This window comes from Xanthomonas campestris pv. campestris str. ATCC 33913, from assembly GCF_000007145.1.
GTDB lineage: Bacteria > Pseudomonadota > Gammaproteobacteria > Xanthomonadales > Xanthomonadaceae > Xanthomonas > Xanthomonas campestris.
The window spans coordinates 4,566,571-4,589,200 of sequence record NC_003902.1; the positions used below are offsets into that span (position 1 = coordinate 4,566,571).

A 22,630-nucleotide genomic window follows, 5' to 3' on the forward strand; every position below is an offset into this window, starting at 1 on the left:
TGACGGCCCTGCCCTCGCTGCACAAGCTGCCTGACCGCTCCGTATCTGGCTCCGGCATGTCTGCTCCGACACACACGCACTCCCCGCTCTATCTCGGCTTGATGTCAGGCACCAGTGCCGACGGCATCGATGCGGCGTTGGTGCGCTTCGACGACGCCAGCCACCGCCGCTGCGAACTGGTCGCTGGGATCACGGTGGGCTGGGAACCACAGTTGCGCGAAGCGTTGGTCGCGCTCGGCCAGGGCGCCGAGCAGATGGCGATCGACCGCTTGGGCCGTCTGGACGCGCAGGTCGGGCTGGCCTTTGCAGACGCGGCCAATCAGCTGATTGCCGAGGCCGGCGTGGCGCGCGAGCAGATCCGTGCGATTGGCTCGCACGGGCAGACCATCCGCCACCGGCCACAGGCCGACCCGGCCTTTACCTGGCAGATCGGCGACGCCAGCCGGATCGCCGAACACACCGGCATTACCACGGCGGCCGATTTCCGCCGGCGCGATGTGGCGGCCGGCGGCCAGGGCGCGCCGCTGATGCCGGCCTTCCACCTGGCGATGCTGGGTGCCAGCGACGAAGACCGTGCGGTGCTCAACCTGGGCGGCATCGGCAACCTGACGCTGATCCCGCGCGACGGCGCGGTGCTGGGCTTTGACACCGGCCCGGCCAATGCCTTGCTCGATAGCTGGTGCCAGCAGCACCGAGGCACGCCGTTCGACGCCGACGGCGCGTTTGCAGCCAGCGGCAAGGTAGATGCAGCGTTGCTACACGCGCTGTTGGCCGACCCGTGGTTCGCACTGCCGCCGCCCAAGAGCACCGGCCGTGAGCAATTTCACCTGGCGTGGGCACTGCAGGCCATGGGCACCGCGACGCTGCGCCCGGCCGATGTGCAGGCCACCTTGCTGGAATTGACGGCGGCCACGGTGGCCGATGCGTTGCTGCGCCACCAGCCGACAACGCGCCGCGTACTGGTCTGCGGCGGCGGCGTGCGCAACCCGGTGCTGCTGGCGCGGTTGGCCGCGCGCCTGCCTGGCGTGGTGGTGGAGTCCAGCGCGCGCCATGGGCTGGATCCGGATTACCTGGAGGCGATGGGCTTTGCCTGGCTGGCCGCCGAGCTCCTGGCCGGACGGCCGGCCAATCTGCCATCGGTGACTGGTGCGGCGGGGCCGCGGCTGCTGGGGGCGATTTATCCGGCCTGAGGCCGTGCAGCCGGAATTGGCGTCGTGAGCGGAAGCAGCTGGGCGCGATACCGGTCTACTCGTCGAACCTCTAGCTGGATAGCTATGGCGCGACAGCACTAGCCACAGATGGAAGATATGCAGTCGCACCGCTTGCTGCTGATGCAGATCCGAGCAAACAGCATCTGGCCGGCGCGCCTGGACGGTGTCCCCGCACTCAGCGCTCGCAGAAAAAAGCGTAGTTAAACTGCTATCAGGGGGTGTTGCCCGCCGGCAGTGCCTTGAGCGCGGCAATGGCTTCGGCCAGCGCATCGACTTCCGGGTGTTGCAGGCCGCCGGTGACTTCGTACTCGCTGGCGAACAGGCCTTGTTCGAGCAGATGCATGACCGTCTGGTGCTGGGTCCAGCCCCGTGCGACGGAAATGCGGCGGATCCGGTCCACCAGCACCGGATCGATATCACGCAACACCAGATCGGTCATGCCCTTCCTCGTGCAATGCCCTGCCCCGCTGGCATCATCGGCAACCTTGGCAGCGGTTTCAATCCGGCCGCCGGTCATGGGTCTGCAAGCGCGGCCATAGCCAGGCGAGCAGCGCCAGGGTGGGCACGACGGTCAGCGCGCTCAGGATGAAGAAGGTGCTGTAGGAGGTGGCCTCCACCAGAAAGCCGGAGACACCGCCGGCGAACTTGCCCGGCAGGTTGGCCAGCGAGACCAGCAATGCGTATTGGGTGGCCGTGAAATTGCGATTGGTCAGCGACGACATGAAGGCCACCAGCACGGTGCCGGCAAATCCCTGGAACAGGTTATCGGCACTGAGCGCGGCGTAGAACGCCCACAGCTTGCCGGGGTTCTGCGCCATCAGCAGAAAGGCCAGGTTGGACAGCGCCACACCCAGCGCGGCAACCAGCAGCATGCGCCGGAAGCCGAATGCCGCCACCGCCGCACCGCCGGCAAACGCGCCAACAATGCCCATCCAGACACCGAACAACTTGGACACGGTGGCGATGTCGGCCTTGGTATAGCCCGAATCCAGATAGAACGGCCCTGCCATCACGCCGATCACCTGGTCGGGAAATTTGAACAGGCCCACAAACGCCAGCAACATCAGGCCCAGCGCCAGCCCATTGCCCGAGAAAAAGCTGGAGATGGGCTGCCAGAATGTGCCCACCACATCGATGCGGCGCACCACCGTGAGCTCTGGCCGCTCCGGTTCGCGGCACACCAAGGTGGTGATGATCGGCAACAGCATCAGCCCCGCCATGGCCAGATACGCCCAGGTCCAGTTGAGGTATTCGGCCATGTACAGCGCGCCGGCGCCGCCAAGGATCAGCCCGATGCGGTAGCCCAGCGTGTAGGTTGCCGCCAGCGCGGCCTGCGCGGTATCGGGTGCGATTTCAATGCGGTAGGCATCCACCACCGAGTCCTGGGTGGCGCCCCAGAACGAGGCAAACAGGACCCACGCGACCAGGCCGGTGACGCTCATGTCCGGGCGCGAGAACGCCAGCGCGAACAAGCCGATGCTGACGCCCACTTGCGAGACCAGCAGCCACGAGCGGCGGCGGCCCAGGAACGCCGTGATCGGAAACGCGTAGCGGTCGAGCAGCGGCGCCCACAGAAACTTCAACAGGTAGAAGAAGCTGGCCAGGCTGATCAGGCCAATGCTGCCCAGATCCAGGCCCACATCACGCAGGCGCGTGGATAGCGTCTGCGAGGCGATCAGCAGAAACGGCAGCCCGCTGCCGAAGCCAAGCAGCGCCATGGTGGCGGCCGATGGGGTTGCGAAGGCGCGCTGGATGCCGCTCAGGCCTTTGTACGTGGATGCGGGCGGGGTCATAACGGCGTCCGGTGAAAGTGATGGGAAGCGCGACGGCCGCCATTGTCGCCGCTCACCGCTCGGACCGAACTGCCGAAGACGAACCTTCGCCTCAAATGGAACGCGCAGCGGCCACCTTCACCGCGCTGCTGCAACTGGGACGGCATGCGGCTTATCCGACCCAGCTTCTAGCAGTCGTCGTCCGGGCGATCCACCGCAGCCCGGCGATGCCGCCGCCGCTGCGATAACCGCCGCGCGAGGCGGCACCACGCCATGGCTGCCACTGGCTCACTCCGCGTAATCCACGATGTAAGGGGCGTGGTCGGAGAAACGCTGCTCGCGGTAGATCGAACAAGCCTGCACCTTATCGCGCAGCCCGGGGGTGACCAGTTGGTAGTCGATGCGCCAACCCACGTTATTGGCGCGGGCAGCGCCGCGGTTGCTCCACCAGGTGTAGTCCTCGCCCTGCGGATGCAGCACGCGGTAGCTGTCCACCCAGCCGCGCCCGTTGCTGGCATCGGCCTCGTCCAGCAGGTCGGCGCACAGGCCGTTGAGCCAGTCGCGCTCGGGCGGCAGGCAGCCGGAGTTCTTCTGGTTGGACTTCCAGTTCTTGATGTCCAGCGCCGAGCGCACGATGTTCCAGTCGCCGCACAGCACGTACTGCCGGCCGCTGGCCAGCCATTCGCTCAGGATCGGGCGCAGCCATTCCATGACCTGGAATTTGTAGCCCTGGCGCAACTCGCCCGAGGAGCCGGACGGGATATAGAAAGAGACCACGCTGAGGTTGCCGAAGCGGGCCTCGATGTAGCGGCCTTCTTCGTCGAACTCCGGCCAACCGAGCGCGGTGCGCACCTCGTCGGGTTCACGCTTGGCGTAGATCGCCACGCCGCTGTAGCCCTTCTTGGTGCTGGCATCGCGAAACCAGGCCTTGTAGCCGGCGGGCAGGAATTCCGGCCCGGCCAGCTGATGTTCCTGCGCCTTGGTCTCCTGGATGCACAGCACATCCGCGTCCTGGGTGGCGAACCACTCGAAGAACCCCTTACTGGCGGCCGACCGCAGGCCATTGGCGTTGAAACTGATGATGCGCATAAGAGCTGGAATGGGGAGTCGGGAATGGGGAATCGTAAAGCCTACTCCAGCGCCGCCAGGAAGGCTGCCGCGCTGCGATGCGTTTACCATTCCCGATTCCCTATTCCCCATTCCCGCCCAATGACCGACCACCGCACCCGTTTCCTGCAGCTGGCCCTGGATGCCGATGCCTTGCGCTTTGGCGAATTCACGCTCAAGTCCGGCCGGCTCAGCCCGTATTTCTTCAATGCGGGGCGCTTCGATTCGGGCGCAAAGACCGCGCAGCTGGCGCAGTGCTACGCCGATGCGATCGATGCGGCGGGGGTGGAGTTCGACCTGCTGTTCGGGCCGGCCTACAAGGGTATTCCGCTGGCGACGGCGTTGGCCTGCGCCTATGCCGGGCGGGGCCGCGACCTGCCGCTGGCGTTCAACCGCAAGGAAGCCAAGGACCATGGCGAAGGCGGCACGCTGATCGGGGCGCCGCTGCAGGGCCGCAAGGTGTTGATCGTCGATGACGTGATCACCGCCGGCACCGCGATCCGCGAGGCGTTGGGCATCATCCGCGCCGCTGGCGGCACGCCGTCGGGCATCGTGGTGGCGTTGGACCGGCAGGAAATCGCCTCCGAGCAGGACCGCCGTTCGGCTGCGCAGGCGGTGGCGGCCGAGGCCGGCATTCCGGTGATCGCGGTGGCCAACCTCGCCGACCTGCTTGCATTCGCGGCAGGAAACGCCGACCTTGTGGGCTTCCGGGAACCGCTGCTGGCCTATCGTGGCCGCTACGGAACCGACACCACAGGCTGATAGCAGGCGACAGGGGGCTGCGCTGATGCCGATACACACACGTTTGGCGTTACTGGCCGCCGTTGCGGTCGCCGTGGTGGCCGCACCCGGCGTTGCGCAGGACAAGCCGGCCGCGAAGAAACTCTATTGCTGGAACCAGAACGGCGCCCGGGTCTGCAGCGATACGCTGCCGCCGGAGGCGGTGAACCAGGCGCGCGACGAATTCAACGTCAAGAGCGGCATGCGCAGCGCCGAGGTGCAGCGCGCGATGAGCAGCGACGAGCGCGCCGCCGCTGCGGCCAGCGAGCAGCAACGCCAGGCCGACCTGGCCGCCGAACAGATGCGCAAGCGCACCGACCAGGCAATGCTGATGTCGTACCAGAGCGAGGACGACCTGCGCCGGGTGTTCAATGAGCGCATCGCCATTGTCGACAACAACATCCACACCGCGCGCTTCAACGTGACCAGCCTGCGCGAGGGCCTGGCCAGCATGCTGCGTGCCGCCGGTGACCGCGAGCTGGCCGGCCAGGCGGTGGCCGACAAGCTGGCCGGCGATATCCAGCAGCGCCATCGCGAGCTGATGGCGCAGTTGCGCCTGCAGGGCAGTTTCGAGCAGCAGCGCACCGCGCTGGACGGCGAAATTACCGACATCCTGCAGCGCTACCGGGCCATGAAGGGCGCGCAGGGCACCGCCACGCCGGCAGGCTGAGCCAGCCGGACGCCGCCCGCAGGGGTGGCGCAGCGCCGTCGGGGCGCATTTCCCGATCCGGCGCCCAGCCCGCATAATGGCCGGTCTTACTCCTTGCCCACGAGGCTCTCCCGCATGGCCCGGATCATCGCCATTGCCAACCAGAAAGGCGGCGTCGGCAAGACCACGACCGCGGTCAATCTGGCGGCCGGCCTGGCGCGCGCGCCCAAGCGTGTGTTGCTGGTGGATCTGGACTCGCAGGGCAACGCCACGATGGGCAGCGGCATCGACAAGCGCGAGGTCGCCGCCTCTACCTGCGACCTGCTGCTGGGCGAAAACACCGCCGCCGAGATCCGGGTCACCGCGCCGGAAGGCTTCGACCTGCTGCCGGGCAACATCGACCTGACTGCCGCCGAGATCCAGCTGATGGACCAGGGCGAGCGCGAACAGCGGCTCAAGCGCGCGTTGGCGCCGATCCGCGACGAATACGACTTCATCCTGATCGACTGCCCCCCGGCGTTGTCGCTGCTGACGCTCAACGCGCTGACCGCGGCCGATTCGATCATCGTGCCGATGCAGTGCGAGTACTACGCGCTGGAAGGGCTGACCGCGCTGCTGGAAACCATCGAAGCGCTGCGCGCCAACCTCAATCCGGCACTGGAGATCGAAGGCGTGCTGCGCACGATGTTCGACATCCGCAACAACCTGGCCAATGCGGTGTCGGCGGAGCTGACCGAGCATTTTGGCGACAAGGTGTTCCGCACCATCGTGCCGCGCAACGTGCGCCTGGCCGAGGCGCCCAGTCACGGGCAGAGCATCGTGGGCTATGACCGCACCTCGCGCGGCGGGGTGGCCTACCTGGGCCTGGCCGGCGAGATCGTGCGCCGCCAGAACGACCGCAACAAGGCCGTCCGGCCCATGGAGAGCGTCTGATGAGCAAGCCGACCCCTGCCAAGAAGCGTGGACTGGGCCGCGGCCTGGAAGCGCTGCTGGGACCCAAGGGCGCGGCAGCCGCAGCGGCACCGACCGGCGCCGATGAAAGCACTCTGCAGCCCGGCGATACCTTGCGCCAGTTGCCGGTCACCCAGCTGCAGCCGGGCAAGTACCAGCCGCGCCGGGAGATGGACGAGGTCAAGCTGGCCGAGCTGGCGGAGTCGATCAAGGCACAGGGCGTGATCCAGCCGATCGTGGCGCGCGAACTGGCGCCGGGGCAGTTCGAGATCGTCGCCGGCGAACGCCGTTGGCGCGCCTCGCAGCTGGCCGGGCTGAGCGAAGTGCCGGTGGTGGTGCGCGAGCTCGACGACCGCACCGTCATCGCGATGGCGCTGATCGAGAACATCCAGCGCGAAGACCTGAACCCGCTGGAAGAAGCCCAGGCGCTGCAGCGCTTGATCGACGAGTTCTCGTTGACCCACGCCGAAGCCGCCGAAGCGGTGGGCCGTTCGCGTGCGTCGGTATCCAACCTGCTGCGCCTGCTGGAATTGCCGGTGGCCATCCGCGTGCTGCTGGAAACCCGTCGCCTGGAAATGGGCCACGCGCGTGCGTTGCTCACCCTGGCGCCGGAACTGGCCAGCAAGCTGGCGCAGGAAGCGGCCGACCAGGGCTGGTCGGTGCGCGAGGTGGAACACCGCGCGCAGCAGTTCGCCGCTGGCAAGGTGCCCGGATCGCTGCGCAAGGGCAAACCGGCCGCGGTTGCGCCGCAGGCCGATATCGCCTCGCTGGAAACCGAACTGTCCGAGTCGCTGGGCACCAAGGTGGTGTTCAACCACGGCCGCGGCGGCAAGGGCAAGCTGGTGATTCACTACACCGACCTGGACACCCTGGACGGCGTGCTGGAACGCTTGCGCGCCCGCACGGGGTGATGCGGCCAGCGCAGGAGGATCAGCGATGCATCCCGCCAAAGTGGACCGCGCGCATCTGCTGCGCCTGACCGACCTGCCGAATGTGGGGCCGGCCTGCGAAAAGGACCTGCAGCAGATCGGCTGCCGCATGCCGGCGCAGCTGCACGGCCGCGATGCCTACGATATGTACGCCCAGCTCTGCCTGCGCACCGGCGTCACCCATGACCCGTGCGTGATCGATGTGTTCCTGTCACTGGTGCGCTTCATGCAGGGCGAGCCGGCACGCAATTGGTGGGATTTCAGCGCTGAGCGCAAGGCAACCCTGGCGGCTGAGCGCACGGGTACGCGGGCAACCGCGCCGCCGCCGGGGCGCCGTGTCGCCAACACCAGCACCAGCACCGGCGCCAGCAGCGACGGCAAACACCGCCCATGAGCCACGCCGACGAGACGATCAGCCCGTCCGGCAGCCCGATCCTGCATCACGCGCAGGCCAAGGGCTTCGAGCCGGCACGCGGCGAAGAATGCCTCGCGCAGATCAGCGCGCATATCGAGCAGCACCTGGGTCCGATTGCGAGTGTGTTCCACGAAATCCTCTCCGATACCGTGCATCTGGATGTGCATATCGTGCCGCCCAATGCGCACTCGCCGCATCTGCGTCTGGTGACCTCGGGCATGAGCGATCTGCCGATGACGCTGCCCGACGGGATGGAGGCGCCGCGTTACATGGAGCTGATGCTGAGCCTGCAGGGCGATTGGCCGGTCGACCAGCGCGACTTCGACGACGAGCGCCACTACTGGCCCATCCGCCTGCTCAAGAACCTGGCGCGGCTGCCGCACAAGTTCGACACCTGGCTCGGTTTCGGCCATACCGTTCCCAATGGCAACCCGGCCGAGCCGTATGCGCCGGGTGTCGCCTTCGACGGCGCGATCGTGCTGCCGCCGGTGAGCACGCCGCAAGCATTTGCCCAGCTGCGCATCGATGCCGACAAGACCATCGCCTTCATGACGGTGGTGCCGTTGTATCCGGAAGAAATGGCGCTGAAGCTGAGCCACGGCAGCGATGCACTGCTGGATCGCCTCGATGCCGGCAACATTCGGGACGACATCGACCTGCGCCGCCGCAACGTGGCGAAGAAGCGCTTTTTCGGGCTGTTCTGAGCGCTGTTGTCTCCTTCCCTTTGACGTTTTCAGGACCATTGCCATGACCATTCTCGTCACCGGCGCCGCCGGTTTCATCGGTGCCTACACCTGCCGCGCACTGGCTGCGCGCGGCGAGAACGTGGTGGGCCTGGACAACTACAACAGCTACTACGACCCGCAGCTCAAGCACGACCGCGTGGCCGCGCTGTGCCCGCAAATCGACATCCGCACGCTGGATCTCACCGACCGCGAGGGCCTGGCCGCGCTGTTCGACGAGATCCAGCCCACCCGCGTGGTGCACCTGGCCGCCCAGGCCGGCGTGCGCTATTCGCTGGAAAACCCGCATGCCTATGTCGACAGCAACCTGGTCGGCTTCGTCAACGTGCTCGAGCTGTGCCGCCACCGCGGCGTGCAGCACCTGGTGTATGCCTCGAGCAGCTCGGTGTACGGCGATTCGGCCACCCCGCCGTTCTCCGAAGACCAGCGCGTGGACCAGCCACGCTCGCTGTATGCCGCGACCAAGGCGGCCAACGAGTTGATGGGCTACACCTATGCGCAGCTGTACGGCCTGCGCGCCACCGGGCTGCGCTTTTTCACCGTGTACGGGCCATGGGGCCGGCCGGACATGGCGCCACTGATCTTCAGCCGCGCGGTGTTGGCCGGGCGCCCGATCGAGGTGTTCAACCACGGCAAGATGCAGCGCGACTTCACCTTCGTGGCCGACATCGTGGCCGGCGTGCTCGGCGCGCTGGACACCCCCAGCACCGAGCCGGTGCCGCACCGCGTGTTCAACCTGGGCAACCACACCCCGGTGGAACTGGAATACTTCATCGACGTGATCGCACAGGCAGCCGGCAGGCCGGCCGAAAAGGTCTACCGGCCGATGCAGCCGGGCGACATGATCCGCACCATGGCCGACACCTCGCGGGCGCAGGCGGCATTCGGCTTCGATCCGGCCACGCCGGTCGAGCTCGGTCTGCCACAGGTGGTGGAGTGGTGCCAACGTTATTTCGCCTCGCGCGCCTGAGCTTCATGCCCGGCTCAGATGGTCAGGGCACAATGCGCGATCTTTTTTGCTCCGCCTGCATCCGGGCCATCACGATCCCATGAGCCAACCTCAGCTTTCCGTCATCGTCCCCGTGTTCAATGAGCGCGACAACGTGGCGCCCCTGGTCGGCGAGATCGTGGCGGCGTTGCGCGGCGTGGTCGCCTTCGAGATCGTCTATGTCGACGACCATTCGCGCGATGACACGCTGGCGGTGCTGCAGGAGCTGAAAACCCGCACTCCCGAACTGCGCGTGCTGCACCACGTCACCCAGAGCGGGCAGAGCACGGCGGTGCGCAGTGGGGTCAAGGCCGCGCGCGCCAGCTGGATCGCCACGCTCGATGGCGATGGCCAGAACGACCCGGCCGACATCCCCAAGCTGCTCATCGCGCGTGCCGAGGCCGAGCCGCAGGTCAAGCTGTTCGCCGGCTGGCGGGTCAACCGCCAGGATTCGGGCTCCAAGCGCTGGGCCAGCAAGTGGGCCAATGCGATCCGCTCGCGCATGCTGCAGGACAACACCCCCGATACCGGCTGCGGGATCAAGCTGTTCGAGCGCGAGGCGTTCCTGGACCTGCCCTACTTCGACCACATGCACCGCTACCTGCCGGCGCTGATGCAGCGCGCCGGTTGGCGCACGGTGAGCGTGCCGGTGCATCACCGCCATCGCACCGCCGGCGTGTCCAAGTACAACAATCTCAACCGGGCGCTGGTGGGCATCCGCGACCTGCGCGGCGTGGCGTGGCTGATCACCCGTAGCAAGCGCACCGCGGTGGAGGAGCGCTGATGGAGCTGCACTGGCTGGATCAACCGCTTACCTGGCTGTACTGGACCGGGCTGCACGTCACCGGCTGGAAGCTGATCGGCTATGTGGGCGCGCTGATGTTTGGCGGCCGCTGGCTAGTGCAGTTCGTGGCCTCCAAGCGCGCCGGCAAGCCGGTGATCCCGCGCATGTTCTGGTACATGAGCGTGGTCGGCAGCCTGATGACGCTGAGCTACTTCGTGTTTTCGGCCAAGCAGGACTCGGTGGGCGTGCTGCAGAACATGTTCCCGGCCTTTACCGCGTTCTACAGCCTGTACCTGGACATCAAGCATCGCGGCTGGAAGCGCGAGCGCGCCTCGCACTGAGTACTGCACAGGCTTGCTGCGCCTGCTGGCGCACCGCCAGCGCGCACCTGAAACGGCGCCTCTTCGGACACTGCACTGCCGGGTTTGCCTAATCGCGCGTGGGTGCCGCACTGATGCGCGGCGACGTTGCTGCCACGCAGGCTGTGGACATGTCCAGCGCCCAGCCCCTGCCCGCTCTACCTCCGCCGTCCAACGCTGCGCGGCATTGGCATCTACAGGTGCACACCCATCAGCAGGTAGCGTTGTTCGCTGACTGGCGCTGCGCACGCGCCGCAGCGGCGTGCCTGTCGCGTAGTGGCCATTGGCATGGCACGCGACTGCTGTGCTGGGTGTTGCTGCCCGATCACTGGAGCGCGCTGTTGCAGGCGGATCAGCCGGCGCTGCTGCTGCACCGCGCCGGCAGCGCGTGCCAGGCCGCGGCAGAGGCGGTCAATCGCGCACGCGGGCGCGGCGGTACGGTCTGGCAACCGCACCCCACCCTGACGCCGTTGGCTGCGCCTAACGACCATCGGCACTTCGCGCGTGCGCTGGTGGCCGCGCCGGTGCGCGCCGGGCTGGCCGCGCACGTGGGCGCCTATCCGTACTGGGATGCGGTCTGGCTGCCGCACGAGGCAGGTGGCACAGCGGTGCCAGGCATCACGGCGATGACGCGGCGGGCCGGGTGACTGTGCGGTGCAGATCAGCGCGACGTGGATCAGCGAATGCAAGAGGCCTGCGCTCGCGGCCAGGGTGCCCGGCAGACCGGGCGGGTGCTCTTCCCCATGCGTCTTGAGCTGCGGAATCAGCGCGAGTGCGCTGGGAAAGCCGCGCGCAAACACGTCAGTGCTGCGTCGCGGCGGGGTGGCTACTCCTTACCGCCGAGCAACGCACGCGCAGCCTCGCGCGCGGAGACTGCGGAGCAGAACGCGGCTTGGCCAGGACGCCAGCGCGCTGGCCGCGGCCGATGCGGCCAGCGCAGTGGCTCGGCGGCTGCCGTGCTCAGAATGCGAGCGGGTGATCCGGCAGCAGCGCCTGCAGTTCGCTGCGGAACAGCGCGCGGATGCGTTCCAGCGCCACAGCGGTGTCGGCTTCGAAGCGCAGCACCAGGATCGGGGTGGTGTTGGACGCACGTACCAGGCCCCAGCCGTCGCCGAAATCCGCGCGCAGCCCATCGATGGTGGACAACCGCGCGGCCTCGAACGGCGACTCCTCGCCGGCCTGGGCACGCTCCACGAACCGGGCCACCAGCGCATGCGCATCGCCGTCCAACGGTACCTTGATCTCCGGCGTGGACACGCTTTCGGGCAGCTCGCCGAGCACGTCGGACGGGGTCTCTTCGCGCTGGGCGAGGATTTCCAGCAGGCGCGCGGCGGCATAGATGCCATCGTCGAAGCCGTACCAGCGCTCCTTGAAGAAGAAGTGCCCGCTCATTTCACCGGCCAGCTCGGCATCGGTTTCGCGCATCTTCGCCTTGATCAGCGAATGCCCGGTCTTCCACATCAACGGGCTGCCGCCATTGCGCAACACGTAGTCGGACAGCTTGCCGGTGCACTTCACGTCGTAGATCACCAGCGCGCCGGGATTGCGTTGCAGCACATCGGCGGCAAACAGCATCAGCAGGCGGTCGGGGAAGACGATGGCGCCTTCCTTGGTGACCACGCCCAGGCGGTCGGCATCGCCATCGAAGGCCACGCCGATATCCGCATCGAAGCGCTGCACCATCTGCACCAGATCGCCGAGATTGTGCGGCTCGCTCGGGTCTGGATGGTGATTGGGAAAAGTGCCGTCGATTTCGCAATACAGCGGCACCACTTCCGCACCGATGGCCTCCAACAAGCGCGGCGCGATCTCGCCGGCCGCGCCATTACCGGCGTCCACCACCACCTTGATCGGGCGGTCCAGCTGCACGTCGTCGGCAATGCGCTGGATGTAGGCATCGCTGATGTCGCGCTGCTCCAGTTCGCCGGGGCTGGCTGCGGTATGCAGGCGGCCTTCGGTGATGCGCTGGTGCAGCTCGGTGATCGCTGCACCGGAGAGCGTCTCGCCGCCGATCACGATCTTGAAGCCGTTGTAGTCGGGCGGATTGTGGCTGCCGGTCACCGCCACGCAGCTGCCGGCGCGCAATTCGTAGGCGCCGAAGTACACCACCGGCGTCGGCGCCAGGCCGATGTCGGTGACGTTGCAACCGGCGCGGCGCAGGCCTTCGATCAGGCCGTTGGTCAATTCCGGGCCAGACAAACGGCCATCGCGGCCAACCACGATGTCGCGCAGGCCTTGCGCCTGCATCACGCTGCCGATGGCCTGGCCGATCAGCGCGGCGATGCCGGGGTTGAGATCCTTGCCCACCACGCCACGGATGTCGTACGCGCGGAACATTTCTGCGGCGACCTGCACAGCCGGGACCAGCGCCGCAGGCGCCGGCGTGGCAGCGTCCAGCGCGCGGGGCTCGCCGGCCACGCTGGCGTCCTGCTGCAGGCTCTGACGGAAGGTCGGCTCGTCTGCGGCCGCATCACCGGCCACCCGGCGGCGCGGCAAGGCCACCTGGCCCCGGCTGGCCAGCACCAACAGCACCGCGATCACCAGCAGCAATGCCGCCACGATCGCGCAGCCGAGCGCGCCCAGCCCCAGCGGGCCGCTGTCGCTTTGCGGCACTGCCGCAGCGATGCGCAGGCCGCTGTCGCCCAACGGGCGGGCCAGGGTTTCGGCGGCGTCCGCCAGCGCGGTATCGCCCTGCTCCACCACGTTGAAGCTGCCCTGGCGCAATGCCAGATAGGCCTGCCCGGGCACGGCAATGGCATCGAGCGGGCCGGTCAGGCGAAGCAACGGCAGCCGTGCGTAGGCCACCGCCGGCTGGCCGCCCAGGGCGACCGCGGCGGCCACGCCCAGCCGCACCTGCTTGGCGTCGCGCACCACGCGCACCTGGGCCCGTTCGCCGAGCAGCGCCGACTCAAGCAAGCTCAGCCGCGCATAGCCGAAGTCTTTGGGGTTGTCGTACGCCGCGCTGAGGTCGCCGCGCAGCACCTGCACATCCTCGGCGCCCTTGAAGCGCTCGCGGATCGCCGAGGCGGCGGCGAGTGCATCGCCGCCGGCCAACGCGGCCACCACCTGAGGTTGCTTGAGCACGGCGTCCAGCTGGCCGGCCTGCGAGGTCATGGCCTGACGCACGTCCTGCACGGCGCGGTCGCGCGCCTGCTCAAGCGTCTGCGCGATCGCGTCCTCGCGCCATTGCGCGTAGCTGTTCCAGCCGAACCAGGCGGCCAACAGCAGCAGCATGCCGCCCAACACCGGTCCACTCGTCCGCACGCCCGACATCCCCTGCCTGCGCTCGTTCGCCTTGCTCATCGTCAAGCTCCCCTGTCAGCGCACGCCGGTGTGGCCGAATCCACCCGCTCCCCGCGCGCTGTCCACGAAAGTATCCACCACTTGCAAGCTCACGCGCACGATCGGCAGGATCACCAACTGCGCGATGCGATCGCCCGGCTCGATGGTGAAGGCCTCGCGGCCGCGGTTCCAGGTGCTGATCAACAGCGGGCCCTGGTAGTCGGCATCGATCAGACCGGTGCCATTGCCCAGCACGATGCCGTGCCGGTGGCCCAGGCCGGAGCGCGGCAGGATCACCGCGCAGACCTGCGGGTCGTCCAGATGGATGGCGATGCCGCTGGGAATCAGCGCCGCATCGCCGGGCTCCAGCGTCATCGGCGCCTCCAGTGCCGCACGCAGGTCCATGCCCGCACTGGCCTCGGTGGCATAGGCCGGCAGCGGCCACAGATCGCCGAAACGCGGGTCGAGCAACTTCACCTGCAAGGACTGGGTCATGCCTGCAATCTCTCCGCGATCAGGGCCAGCAATTGCTCGGCCAGGTCCGTCTTGCTGCTGCTGGGAAACGCACGCTCGCCGCCCTGCCAATAGGCGGTGGCGGCATTGTTGTCGCTTTCAAAGCCACCGCCGGCGATCCCCACCTGATTGGCGATGATCAGGTCCAGCCGCTTGGCCGCCAGCTTGCCACGGGCGTAATGCTCCACGTCGTGCGTTTCGGCAGCAAAACCGACCACCAGTTTCAGCGCGCCGGTCTGCGCGGCGACCTCGGACAAGATGTCCGGCGTGCGCACCAGTTCCAGCGTGAGCGTCTCGCCGGTCTTCTTGATCTTCTGCGACACCACCCGCTTGGGCGTGTAGTCGGCCACCGCGGCTGCGCCAATGTAGATGTCGGCCGGAAACGCGCCCAGCACCGCATCGCGCATCTGCGCGGCCGAGCGCACATCCAGGCGCTGCACGCCCTCGGGCGTGGTCTGGTGCACCGGCCCGCTGATCAGCACCACATCGGCGCCCTGGCGTGCGGCCGCCGCTGCCAGCGCGTAGCCCATCTTGCCGCTGCTGCGGTTGCCGACGTAGCGCACCGGGTCCAGGTCCTCGAAGGTAGGGCCGGCGCTGATCACGATGCGCAGGCCTTCGAGTTGAGCACTGCTGGGAACGAACACCGGGGGCGACGCGGCGGCGGCGTCTTGACGCAGACCGTCACCGGCCAGCGCCGCGATGATCGCGGCCGGCTCGGCCAAGCGGCCGGGACCGGATTCGCCCTCGGCCAACGGGCCGTCATCCGGGCCGACCACCGCCACGCCGCGCGCGCGCAAGGTGGCGATATTGGCCTGGGTGGCCGGGTGCAGCCACATGCGGTGATTCATCGCCGGCGCCACGGTCAGTGGCGCAGTGGTGGCCAGGCACAGGGTGGTGACCAGGTCATCGGCCAAGCCGTGCGCCAGGCGCGCCAGCAGATCGGCGGTGGCCGGCGCGACGATCACGCGGTCGGCCCAACGTGCCAGTTCGATATGGCCCATGGCCTGCTCGGCAGCGCTGTCCCACAAGGTGGTGCGGGTGGGCTGGCCAGACAGCGCCTGGAAGCTGAGCGGGGTGACGAATTGCTGCGCGCCGCTGGTCATGGCGACCTGCACCTGCGCACCGGCGTCGCGCAGGCGACGGACCAGTTCGAGCGATTTGTAGGCGGCAATGCCTCCGCCGACGCACAGCAGCAAGCGCTGTCCGTCCAGGGGGCGGGCCTGAGTGGAGCCGGTCACGTCGGGGTCGTCCTACCGTTACAAGGACAACTAGATTAGCCGATGCCCCCGTTCGGCCTGATAGGCGTCGGCGATGAGCACCGGCAATCTGGCCATATGCACATCAACGACTGGCCCACCGACGAACGCCCGCGCGAGAAACTTCTGGCCCGCGGCGCCGCTGTTCTCTCCGACGCCGAGCTGCTGGCGATCTTTGTCGGCTCGGGGTTGCGCGGCCAGGACGCGGTGCGCACCGCGCGCGACCTGCTGCACCGGCACGGCCCGCTGCGCTGCCTGCTGGATCGCCCGGCCAAGGCGCTGGCCCGCCTGCCCGGGCTGGGGCCGGCGTCGGCCTGCAAGCTGAGCGCTGCGCTGGAGCTGGCCAACCGGCACCTGCTCAGCGACCTGGAGCGCGGCGAGGCCTTGAGCGATCCCAGCAGCGTGGGGCGCTACTTCTCGCAGCGGCTGCGGGCGCGCAACTACGAAGTGTTCGCGGCACTGTTCCTGGACAGCCGCCATCGCGCGATCGCCTTCGAGGAGTTGTTCACCGGCACCATCGATGCGGCCGAGATCCATCCGCGCGAAGTGGTGCGGCGAGCGCTACTGCACAACGCGGCGGCGGTGGTCGTGGGCCACAACCATCCCTCCGGCAATCCGGAGCCGTCTGAGGCCGACCGCGCGGTCACCCAGCGCCTGCTGCAGGCCCTGGGGCTGGTGGATATCCGGCTGCTCGACCACTTCGTGATCGGGGATGGCCGGCCGGTCTCGCTGGCCGAGCGCGGCTGGGTGCCGTGAGCCTGCGCGCCGGGACCTGAATCGTCACTCGGACCTGCGGCCGCGCGGTCGGGTAAAATCGCTGGTTTCGTTCCAAGCAGATCCCACGTGAAAGCCCAACTCCGCGCACTGATCGGCCAAGGCATCGAAGCCTTGCGCGCCAATGGCACCCTGCCCGCCGACACCCTGCCGCCGGATTTTGTGGTCGAGCGGCCCAAGACCCGCGAGCACGGCGATTTCGCCACCAATGCGGCGATGCTGCTGGCCAAGGCTGCGCGCAGCAACCCGCGTGCGCTGGCCCAGGCGCTGCTGGCCGCATTGCCGGCCAGTGACGATGTAGCGCGCGTGGAGATTGCCGGCCCGGGCTTCATCAATTTCCATCTCACCCCGGCCGCCTACCAGCGCGAAGTGATTCATGTGATCAAGCAGGGGCACGACTACGGCCGCGGGCTGGCCGGCAACGGCCGCTCGGTGGGCGTGGAATACGTCTCGGCCAACCCGACCGGCCCGCTGCATGTCGGCCACGGCCGCGCGGCGGCGATCGGCGACAGCCTGGCGCGCGTGCTCGATGCCAATGGTTGGAACGTCAAGCGCGAGTTCTATTACAACGATGCCGGCGTGCAGATCGAGAACCTGGCGTTGTCGGTGCAGGCGCGCGCGCAGGGCCTCACCCCGGACAGCGCCGGCTGGCCGGAAAACGGCTACCGCGGCGATTACATCGCCGATGTCGCAAAGGCCTACCTGGCGGGCGACACCGTCGACCTGGAAGGCCACCTGGTCACCGGCACCAAGGATCCGGCCGATCTCGAATCGATCCGTCGCTTCGCCGTGGCCTACCTGCGCAACGAGCAGAACCACGACCTGGCCGCGTTCCGCGTCGATTTCGATATCTATTTCCTGGAAAGCTCGCTGTACAAGGACGGCAAGGTCGACGAAGCCGTGCAGAAGCTGATCGCCTCCGGCCACACCTACGAGGAAGGCGGTGCGCTGTGGTTGAAGTCCACCGACTTCGGCGACGACAAGGACCGCGTGATGCGCAAGTCCGACGGCACCTACACCTACTTCGTGCCGGACGTGGCCTATCACCTCACCAAGTGGCAGCGCGGCTATGAGCGCGCCATTACCGAGCTGGGCGCCGACCACCACGGCTCGCTGACGCGCGTGCGCGCCGGCCTGCAGGCGATGGAGCTGGGCATTCCGCAGGGCTGGCCGGAATACGTGCTGCACCAGATGGTCACGGTGATGCGCGGCGGCGAGGAAGTGAAGCTTTCCAAGCGCGCCGGCAGCTACGTCACCTTGCGCGACCTGATCGAAGAAACCAGCGCCGATGCGGTGCGTTGGTTCCTGATTGCGCGCAAGCCCGATTCGCAGCTCACCTTCGATATCGACCTGGCGCGTGCGCAGAGCAACGACAACCCGGTGTTCTATGTGCAGTACGCGCATGCCCGCGTCTGCAGCGTGCTGCGCCAGGCGCAGGAAAAGGGCCTGAAGTACGACCAGACCCACGGCATGGCCGAGCTTGCACGCCTGGACGACGAACATTCGCTGGCGCTGATGCTGGAGTTGTCGCGCTACGCCGAAGTGGTGGAATTGGCGGGCCAGACGCTGGAGCCGTACCAGATTGCGCAGTACCTGCGTGAATTGGCGCACGCCTTCCACACGTGGTATCACAACAGCAAGGTGCTGGTGGACGATGCCGCCGAGCGCGACGCCAAGCTCACCCTCGCGGTGGCCACCCAGCAAGTTCTCGCCAACGGCCTGGAACTGCTCGGCGTCAGCGCCCCAGAAAAGATGTAATCAGCGGCCGCATGGCCCGCAATGACGTGATTCGGAGAAGTGGTGAATGGCAGCACGACGCGGTAAGAGTCAGGCGCGACGCAATACCAGCAATGGCACACCGGGATGGGTCTGGTTGGTCGCCGGCGCAGCGATTGCGGCCGTGATCTTCCTGGCGGCCCCCAACCTGTTCAAGAAGGACGGCGACGGGTTCCTGCGCGTGGGCCCGCGACCCAATCCGGATGCGCAGCCCGCTCCGGTGGCCGACACCGATGTCGACACACCGGCCGAGTTGCCCAAGCCCAGCGCGCCGCCGGCCAAGCCGGCGGTCAAGCCCGGCGATGCGCAGACGCAGTATGACTTCTACACCCTGCTACCGGGCAAGGAAGTGCAGATGTCCGATGCCGAACTGGCTGCCAGCGCGCGTGCCGAAGAGGCCGCGCGTGCGCGCGCCGCGCTGGAAGGCAAGCCGGTGGCGCCAGCGGCCAGCGTCGCGGCCGCCACACCCACGACCAGCGTGCCGATGCCCTTGAACGAAACCGCCGCAAGCGCGCCAAAACCGTTGCCGGAAACCGCGCCCGCGCGGCCGGCCGCAACGCCGGCACCGGCCAGCACCGCTGCGGTCACCACGCCGGCAGCCGCAAGCGCCGCCAAACCGGCGGCCAGCGCGGCCGCTGCACCGGCCGTGGCCGACACCACCCGTTACATCCTGCAGGCCGGCTCGTTCGGCGCCTCGGGCGATGCGGAGTCGACCAAGGCCAAGCTGGCGATGATGGGCCTGGCCGCACGCGTGGAGTCGGCCGACATCGCTGGCAAGACGGTCTACCGTGTGCGCATGGGGCCGTATGGCAGTGCCGGCGAATTGGCCGAGGCCAAGCAGAAGCTCACCGGCAGTGGGCTGCCGGCCATCGCCATCAAGGCGCAGTAAACACCGGTGATGCGCCGGGTCGCTGCGCTGCTGCTGTGGGGGCTGATCGGCACGGCGCAGGCCACCGAGCAGATTCCCGACCGCATCCAGATCGATGGCCGCGATGCAGCGCTGCTGGCCGAACCGTTATCTGCGGTGCTCGACGACCAGGCCACCTGGCAGCGATTCGTCGCCCATGTGCGCCAGGCGCTGGGCGGTTGCAGCGCCAACTGGCGTGGTTACCAGGCCTATTGGCGACTGGATGGCGTGCGCCTGCTGCTGGATCGCATGGTGATCGGCGCCTGTGCCGACACGCCGCCGAACTTGCCGCTGCAGGTGCTGTTTCCGCAGCGCCAGGCGCCGCTGTTGCCAGACTGGGGCGACGGCGAACTGCTGATCGCCCTGCCTGATGAGCACGCACACGACGCAGCGGCGGCTCCTGCACAGGCCAGTGCGAAGTCGTTGCCGTATCTGCTGTTGCACGTCCAGCACGGCCAGGTCACCGCACGCGAACCGCTCAGCGCGGCGATGTTGGAGGCGCGGCGCGCCGCCGCCGATGCGCAACGTGCCGCTCCCCATCCCTGATCCACGTCCCCCAGGAGTTCCCCCATGTCCAAGACCGTCCTGATCACCGGCGCCACCTCCGGATTCGGCAGTGCCGCCGTCCGCCGTTTTGCCGCAGCCGGCTGGAACGTCATCGCCACCGGCCGGCGTGCCGACCGCCTGCAAGCGCTGGCCGCTGAACTCCCCGCCGGCCAGGTGCACACCGCCGCCTTCGACATGCGCGATGCACAGGCCCTGGGCGCTGCCATCGACGCGCTGCCGGCGGACTTCGCCGACATCGACGTGCTGGTCAACAACGCCGGCCTGGCGCTGGGCACCGCACCGGCGCAGCAGGCCGACCTGAGCCAGTGGCAGCAGATGATCGACACCAATGTCACCGCGCTGGTGACGCTCACCCATCGCCTGCTGCCGGCGCTGATCGCGCGCCGCGGCGCCATCATCAACATCGCCTCGGTCGCGGCGACCTACCCCTACACCGGCGGCAATGTGTACGGCGGCACCAAGGCGTTCGTGCAGCAATTTTCGCTGGGCCTGCGCTCGGATCTGCACGGTACCGGCGTGCGTGTGACTTCGATCGAACCGGGCATGGCCGAAACCGAATTCACCCTGGTGCGCACCGGCGGCAACCAGGCCGCCTCGGACACGCTGTACCGCGGTGCCACACCGATGACGGCCGAGGATATCGCCGAGCAGATCTTCTACGTGGCCAGCCTGCCGCCGCACTTGAACATCAACCGGCTGGAGATCATGCCGGTGACGCAGTCGTTTGCAGGCTTCCAGGTGGCACGCGACGCGCAGTGAGGCGGTGATGCGTGCGGGCAGGCGAGCGTGGTTGCATGCCAAGCGCATTGCCGGTGATCACGCTGCCGCACTGCGCTGCGTGGGCAGAACGAACGCCGCGTTTGCGGGCGTGTTGAAGCCGTGCCGGTGCATGGCCGTGGCTGCACATGCTCTCGTCCATGAACGCGACTGCTGAAGTCAGAAGGCCGCGCATTGCGCGGCTTTCTTCATTCGCGTCGATACGTCGAGAGATCGGTGGGTTGGTCGATCGGTAGCCGCTGCTTGTTGGCGCGATGTGGACAGACACAGCGCACGGCTGCGCGCCTGTTCGGCCAACAAGGGTGTAGCGCATACCCAACGCAGGAGCCAACGCCGAGCGCGCTACGCCGGCTCGGCCACCACGGCCGAACTGCGCCGGCGAAGCACCCTGCCGCGCAGGCGCAGGAACGGCCGCTCCACTGCGTAGTGCAACAACGCCCCGGCCAGCAGTGCGCAGACGCCGTAGACGGCGAACGCGAGGATGCCGCGCCCGTCCAGCGCCGCTCCCAGCCAGGTCTGGGTAACGTGGAACACCGCCTTGTGGGTCAGGTACAGGCTGTACGAAATGCATGCCAGCCAGGCCGCGCCCGGTACACGCAGCCTGCCGAGCGCGCTGTTGGTGGCGGTACCGGCCAGCACCAGGCATGCCAGGCCCAGCGACAACACCGGCCAGCCCACTGCATTGCCGAGCAGGCCGGTTCGGTCGCGGAACAGCCACAGCGCCAGCGCCATGACCGCCACGCCGGCCAGCGCGAAGGCGTTGCCGCGCTGCTGCAGGCGCTGCCAGGTGTGCGGGCGGAACACCTTCACCACCGCCAGCACCACGCCGGCCAGCAGGCAGTCCAGACGGTTCCAGGTGGGGTAATAGATGTCTTCGATAAACCAGTTGCGTTGCAGCCCGGCGCCGGCCGCATCCAGCGCGCTGTCATGCAGCCACACCCCCGCACGCAGCGCGATGCCTGCCACGACCACCGCGACGCACAGCACGCCAAAGCGCAACGCCGACGGACGCCGCAGCAGTACCGTGGCCAGCAGCGGAAACAACAGATAGAAATGCTCTTCCACGCACAACGACCACGCATGCGAAAACGCGGCGTCACGGCCGTAATCGACCAGCAGATTCAGCGTAAAGGTCACAAACATCCACCACGGCGCCAGGCCCGGCGACTCGCGGAATCCCGGCCAGGCCAGGTACACCGCCAGCACCACCAGGAAGGCCGGCAAGATGCGGAAAGCGCGGCGCAGGTAGAAGTCGGTGAAATCCAGACGCTGCCCACTGGCCAGCGGCATCAGCACCTGCGTGCCGATCAGAAACCCGCTCAGCACGAAGAACAGATCCACGCCCATCCAGCCGTAGCGCGACAGCCATGCCCATTCCGGTCCCAGACCACCGACCACGAACGCGTGGAACAGCATCACCCACACGATGGCGATACCACGCAACAGATCGAGAGCCGGATAGCGCATGCGGGTAGAGGCAGTCGGGAGAACTCCGATTGTGCCCTAACCATCGCGGCGTTACGGATGGGTGCGCGTGCATTACGTGCAGGTGTCGCAGGCGCTGCGAGTAAACAATGCCGGCGTCAGCAGCGCACGTGCATGTGGCAATGCGCCGCAAGTGCACGCATGCCTGGATCAGAGGAAGCCTGTGCACGCATGAAAGACATGCCACTGCGCAACCACGCTGCCAGCGTGCATGCGATTCTGGCGATCGCGCGCCAACTGGCCGCCCCGCATGACGGGCGAATGATGCAAAGCAACGCAGTGCCGATGTCAGCGGCGCACGTTTGCTTGAACACTGTCGCGAGCGCATGCATGGAGCAGACGGCGGATACAGAAACGTACTCCACCGCCGCATCACGCGGCCAATCATGAAGACGCAGCCAGTGGCCCGATGAACCCTGGTGGCTCGCAGTGCTCTCACGTTAGATGGCCTTGCCTGCGCGTAGATCCAGCACGCAGCGCAGGCATACCTCCCACATGCAACAAGGAACAGACCGCGTCACACGGTGGCCAGTTGATGCGTGCGCTATAGCCTTGCGCCCAGCACCGGCGCTTCAGCGACCAGACAAACGTGCCTGCTGCGGCAA

23 protein-coding genes and 1 pseudogene are annotated in these 22,630 nt (G+C 67.7%); 17 read left to right on the forward strand and 7 right to left on the reverse strand.

Annotated features, from left to right (window positions below; translation table 11 throughout):
• Positions 1 to 56 precede the first annotated feature (56 nt).
• Complete coding sequence (locus XCC_RS19900; RefSeq protein WP_011038918.1) at positions 57 to 1,190, forward strand: anhydro-N-acetylmuramic acid kinase; 1,134 nt, start codon at positions 57 to 59, stop codon at positions 1,188 to 1,190.
• Between the two features lie 232 nt (positions 1,191 to 1,422).
• Here XCC_RS19900 and XCC_RS19905 read toward each other — a convergent pair whose 3' ends face one another.
• The 3 genes from XCC_RS19905 to XCC_RS19915 form a co-directional block, all read right to left on the reverse strand.
• Positions 1,423 to 1,650: a hypothetical protein gene (locus XCC_RS19905; protein ID WP_011038919.1), complete on the reverse strand. Its 228-nt coding sequence runs from the start codon at positions 1,648 to 1,650 to the stop codon at positions 1,423 to 1,425.
• A gap of 58 nt (positions 1,651 to 1,708) precedes the next feature.
• Complete coding sequence (locus tag XCC_RS19910; protein ID WP_019238047.1) at positions 1,709 to 3,004, reverse strand: AmpG family muropeptide MFS transporter; 1,296 nt, start codon at positions 3,002 to 3,004, stop codon at positions 1,709 to 1,711.
• A gap of 267 nt (positions 3,005 to 3,271) precedes the next feature.
• A complete protein-coding gene (locus XCC_RS19915) occupies positions 3,272 to 4,072 on the reverse strand; it encodes an exodeoxyribonuclease III (protein ID WP_011038921.1) in 801 nt (266 codons plus the stop codon).
• A 120-nt stretch (positions 4,073 to 4,192) separates the two neighbouring features.
• Between XCC_RS19915 and pyrE the strand changes: the two genes are divergently transcribed.
• From pyrE to XCC_RS19965, 10 genes and pseudogenes are all read left to right on the forward strand, one after another.
• Positions 4,193 to 4,852 (forward strand): orotate phosphoribosyltransferase, encoded by a 660-nt coding sequence (gene pyrE, locus XCC_RS19920; RefSeq protein ID WP_011038922.1) that lies wholly within the window; start codon positions 4,193 to 4,195, stop codon positions 4,850 to 4,852.
• A gap of 25 nt (positions 4,853 to 4,877) precedes the next feature.
• Complete coding sequence (locus tag XCC_RS19925) at positions 4,878 to 5,540, forward strand: hypothetical protein (protein WP_043877837.1); 663 nt, start codon at positions 4,878 to 4,880, stop codon at positions 5,538 to 5,540.
• A 114-nt stretch (positions 5,541 to 5,654) separates the two neighbouring features.
• Complete coding sequence (locus XCC_RS19930) at positions 5,655 to 6,452, forward strand: ParA family protein (RefSeq protein ID WP_011038924.1); 798 nt, start codon at positions 5,655 to 5,657, stop codon at positions 6,450 to 6,452.
• Positions 6,452 to 7,381, forward strand: a complete 930-nt coding sequence (locus tag XCC_RS19935; RefSeq protein WP_011038925.1) for a ParB/RepB/Spo0J family partition protein — start codon at positions 6,452 to 6,454, stop codon at positions 7,379 to 7,381. Before XCC_RS19930 ends, XCC_RS19935 begins: the two co-directional genes overlap by 1 nt.
• Before the next feature lie 25 nt (positions 7,382 to 7,406).
• Positions 7,407 to 7,694 (forward strand): annotated as a pseudogene (locus tag XCC_RS19940) (helix-hairpin-helix domain-containing protein); the annotation flags it as partial.
• 95 nt (positions 7,695 to 7,789) lie between these two features.
• The gene (locus tag XCC_RS19945) at positions 7,790 to 8,518 is read left to right on the forward strand and encodes a suppressor of fused domain protein (protein ID WP_011038927.1); all 729 of its coding nucleotides are present in this window, start codon (positions 7,790 to 7,792) and stop codon (positions 8,516 to 8,518) included.
• 43 nt (positions 8,519 to 8,561) lie between these two features.
• The gene (locus tag XCC_RS19950; RefSeq protein WP_011038928.1) at positions 8,562 to 9,527 is read left to right on the forward strand and encodes an SDR family NAD(P)-dependent oxidoreductase; all 966 of its coding nucleotides are present in this window, start codon (positions 8,562 to 8,564) and stop codon (positions 9,525 to 9,527) included.
• Positions 9,528 to 9,606: 79 nt separating this feature from the next.
• Positions 9,607 to 10,329, forward strand: coding sequence for a glycosyltransferase family 2 protein (locus XCC_RS19955; RefSeq protein ID WP_011038929.1), 723 nt, complete (start codon positions 9,607 to 9,609; stop codon positions 10,327 to 10,329).
• Positions 10,329 to 10,670, forward strand: coding sequence for a lipid-A-disaccharide synthase N-terminal domain-containing protein (locus XCC_RS19960; RefSeq protein ID WP_011038930.1), 342 nt, complete (start codon positions 10,329 to 10,331; stop codon positions 10,668 to 10,670). Before XCC_RS19955 ends, XCC_RS19960 begins: the two co-directional genes overlap by 1 nt.
• Before the next feature lie 149 nt (positions 10,671 to 10,819).
• Positions 10,820 to 11,335, forward strand: a complete 516-nt coding sequence (locus XCC_RS19965; protein WP_225443842.1) for a hypothetical protein — start codon at positions 10,820 to 10,822, stop codon at positions 11,333 to 11,335.
• A 313-nt stretch (positions 11,336 to 11,648) separates the two neighbouring features.
• On the opposite strand, the gene XCC_RS19970 is transcribed toward XCC_RS19965, so the two are convergent.
• The 3 genes from XCC_RS19970 to coaBC are packed head-to-tail and all read right to left on the reverse strand — an operon-like array spanning position 11,649 to position 15,721.
• Positions 11,649 to 13,991, reverse strand: coding sequence for a phosphomannomutase/phosphoglucomutase (locus XCC_RS19970; protein WP_029629066.1), 2,343 nt, complete (start codon positions 13,989 to 13,991; stop codon positions 11,649 to 11,651).
• A 15-nt stretch (positions 13,992 to 14,006) separates the two neighbouring features.
• Complete coding sequence (gene dut, locus XCC_RS19975; RefSeq protein ID WP_029217103.1) at positions 14,007 to 14,474, reverse strand: dUTP diphosphatase; 468 nt, start codon at positions 14,472 to 14,474, stop codon at positions 14,007 to 14,009.
• A complete protein-coding gene (gene coaBC, locus XCC_RS19980; protein WP_011038934.1) occupies positions 14,462 to 15,721 on the reverse strand; it encodes a bifunctional phosphopantothenoylcysteine decarboxylase/phosphopantothenate--cysteine ligase CoaBC in 1,260 nt (419 codons plus the stop codon). Before coaBC ends, dut begins: the two co-directional genes overlap by 13 nt.
• Positions 15,722 to 15,817: 96 nt before the next feature.
• Between coaBC and radC the strand changes: the two genes are divergently transcribed.
• The 5 genes from radC (at position 15,818) to XCC_RS20005 (ending at position 20,522) form a co-directional block, all read left to right on the forward strand.
• Positions 15,818 to 16,495 (forward strand): RadC family protein, encoded by a 678-nt coding sequence (gene radC, locus XCC_RS19985; RefSeq protein WP_011038935.1) that lies wholly within the window; start codon positions 15,818 to 15,820, stop codon positions 16,493 to 16,495.
• Positions 16,496 to 16,582: 87 nt separating this feature from the next.
• Complete coding sequence (gene argS / locus XCC_RS19990; protein WP_011038936.1) at positions 16,583 to 18,271, forward strand: arginine--tRNA ligase; 1,689 nt, start codon at positions 16,583 to 16,585, stop codon at positions 18,269 to 18,271.
• Between the two features lie 46 nt (positions 18,272 to 18,317).
• Complete coding sequence (locus XCC_RS19995; protein WP_011038937.1) at positions 18,318 to 19,178, forward strand: SPOR domain-containing protein; 861 nt, start codon at positions 18,318 to 18,320, stop codon at positions 19,176 to 19,178.
• 6 nt (positions 19,179 to 19,184) lie between these two features.
• Positions 19,185 to 19,742 (forward strand): hypothetical protein, encoded by a 558-nt coding sequence (locus XCC_RS20000; protein ID WP_011038938.1) that lies wholly within the window; start codon positions 19,185 to 19,187, stop codon positions 19,740 to 19,742.
• Positions 19,743 to 19,766: 24 nt separating this feature from the next.
• The gene (locus XCC_RS20005) at positions 19,767 to 20,522 is read left to right on the forward strand and encodes an SDR family NAD(P)-dependent oxidoreductase (RefSeq protein ID WP_011038939.1); all 756 of its coding nucleotides are present in this window, start codon (positions 19,767 to 19,769) and stop codon (positions 20,520 to 20,522) included.
• 360 nt (positions 20,523 to 20,882) lie between these two features.
• Here XCC_RS20005 and XCC_RS20010 read toward each other — a convergent pair whose 3' ends face one another.
• Positions 20,883 to 22,007: an acyltransferase family protein gene (locus tag XCC_RS20010; protein ID WP_011038940.1), complete on the reverse strand. Its 1,125-nt coding sequence runs from the start codon at positions 22,005 to 22,007 to the stop codon at positions 20,883 to 20,885.
• Between the two features lie 189 nt (positions 22,008 to 22,196).
• Between XCC_RS20010 and XCC_RS22510 the strand changes: the two genes are divergently transcribed.
• Positions 22,197 to 22,415 (forward strand): hypothetical protein, encoded by a 219-nt coding sequence (locus XCC_RS22510; RefSeq protein ID WP_016944942.1) that lies wholly within the window; start codon positions 22,197 to 22,199, stop codon positions 22,413 to 22,415.
• The last annotated feature ends 215 nt before the right edge of the window (positions 22,416 to 22,630 follow it).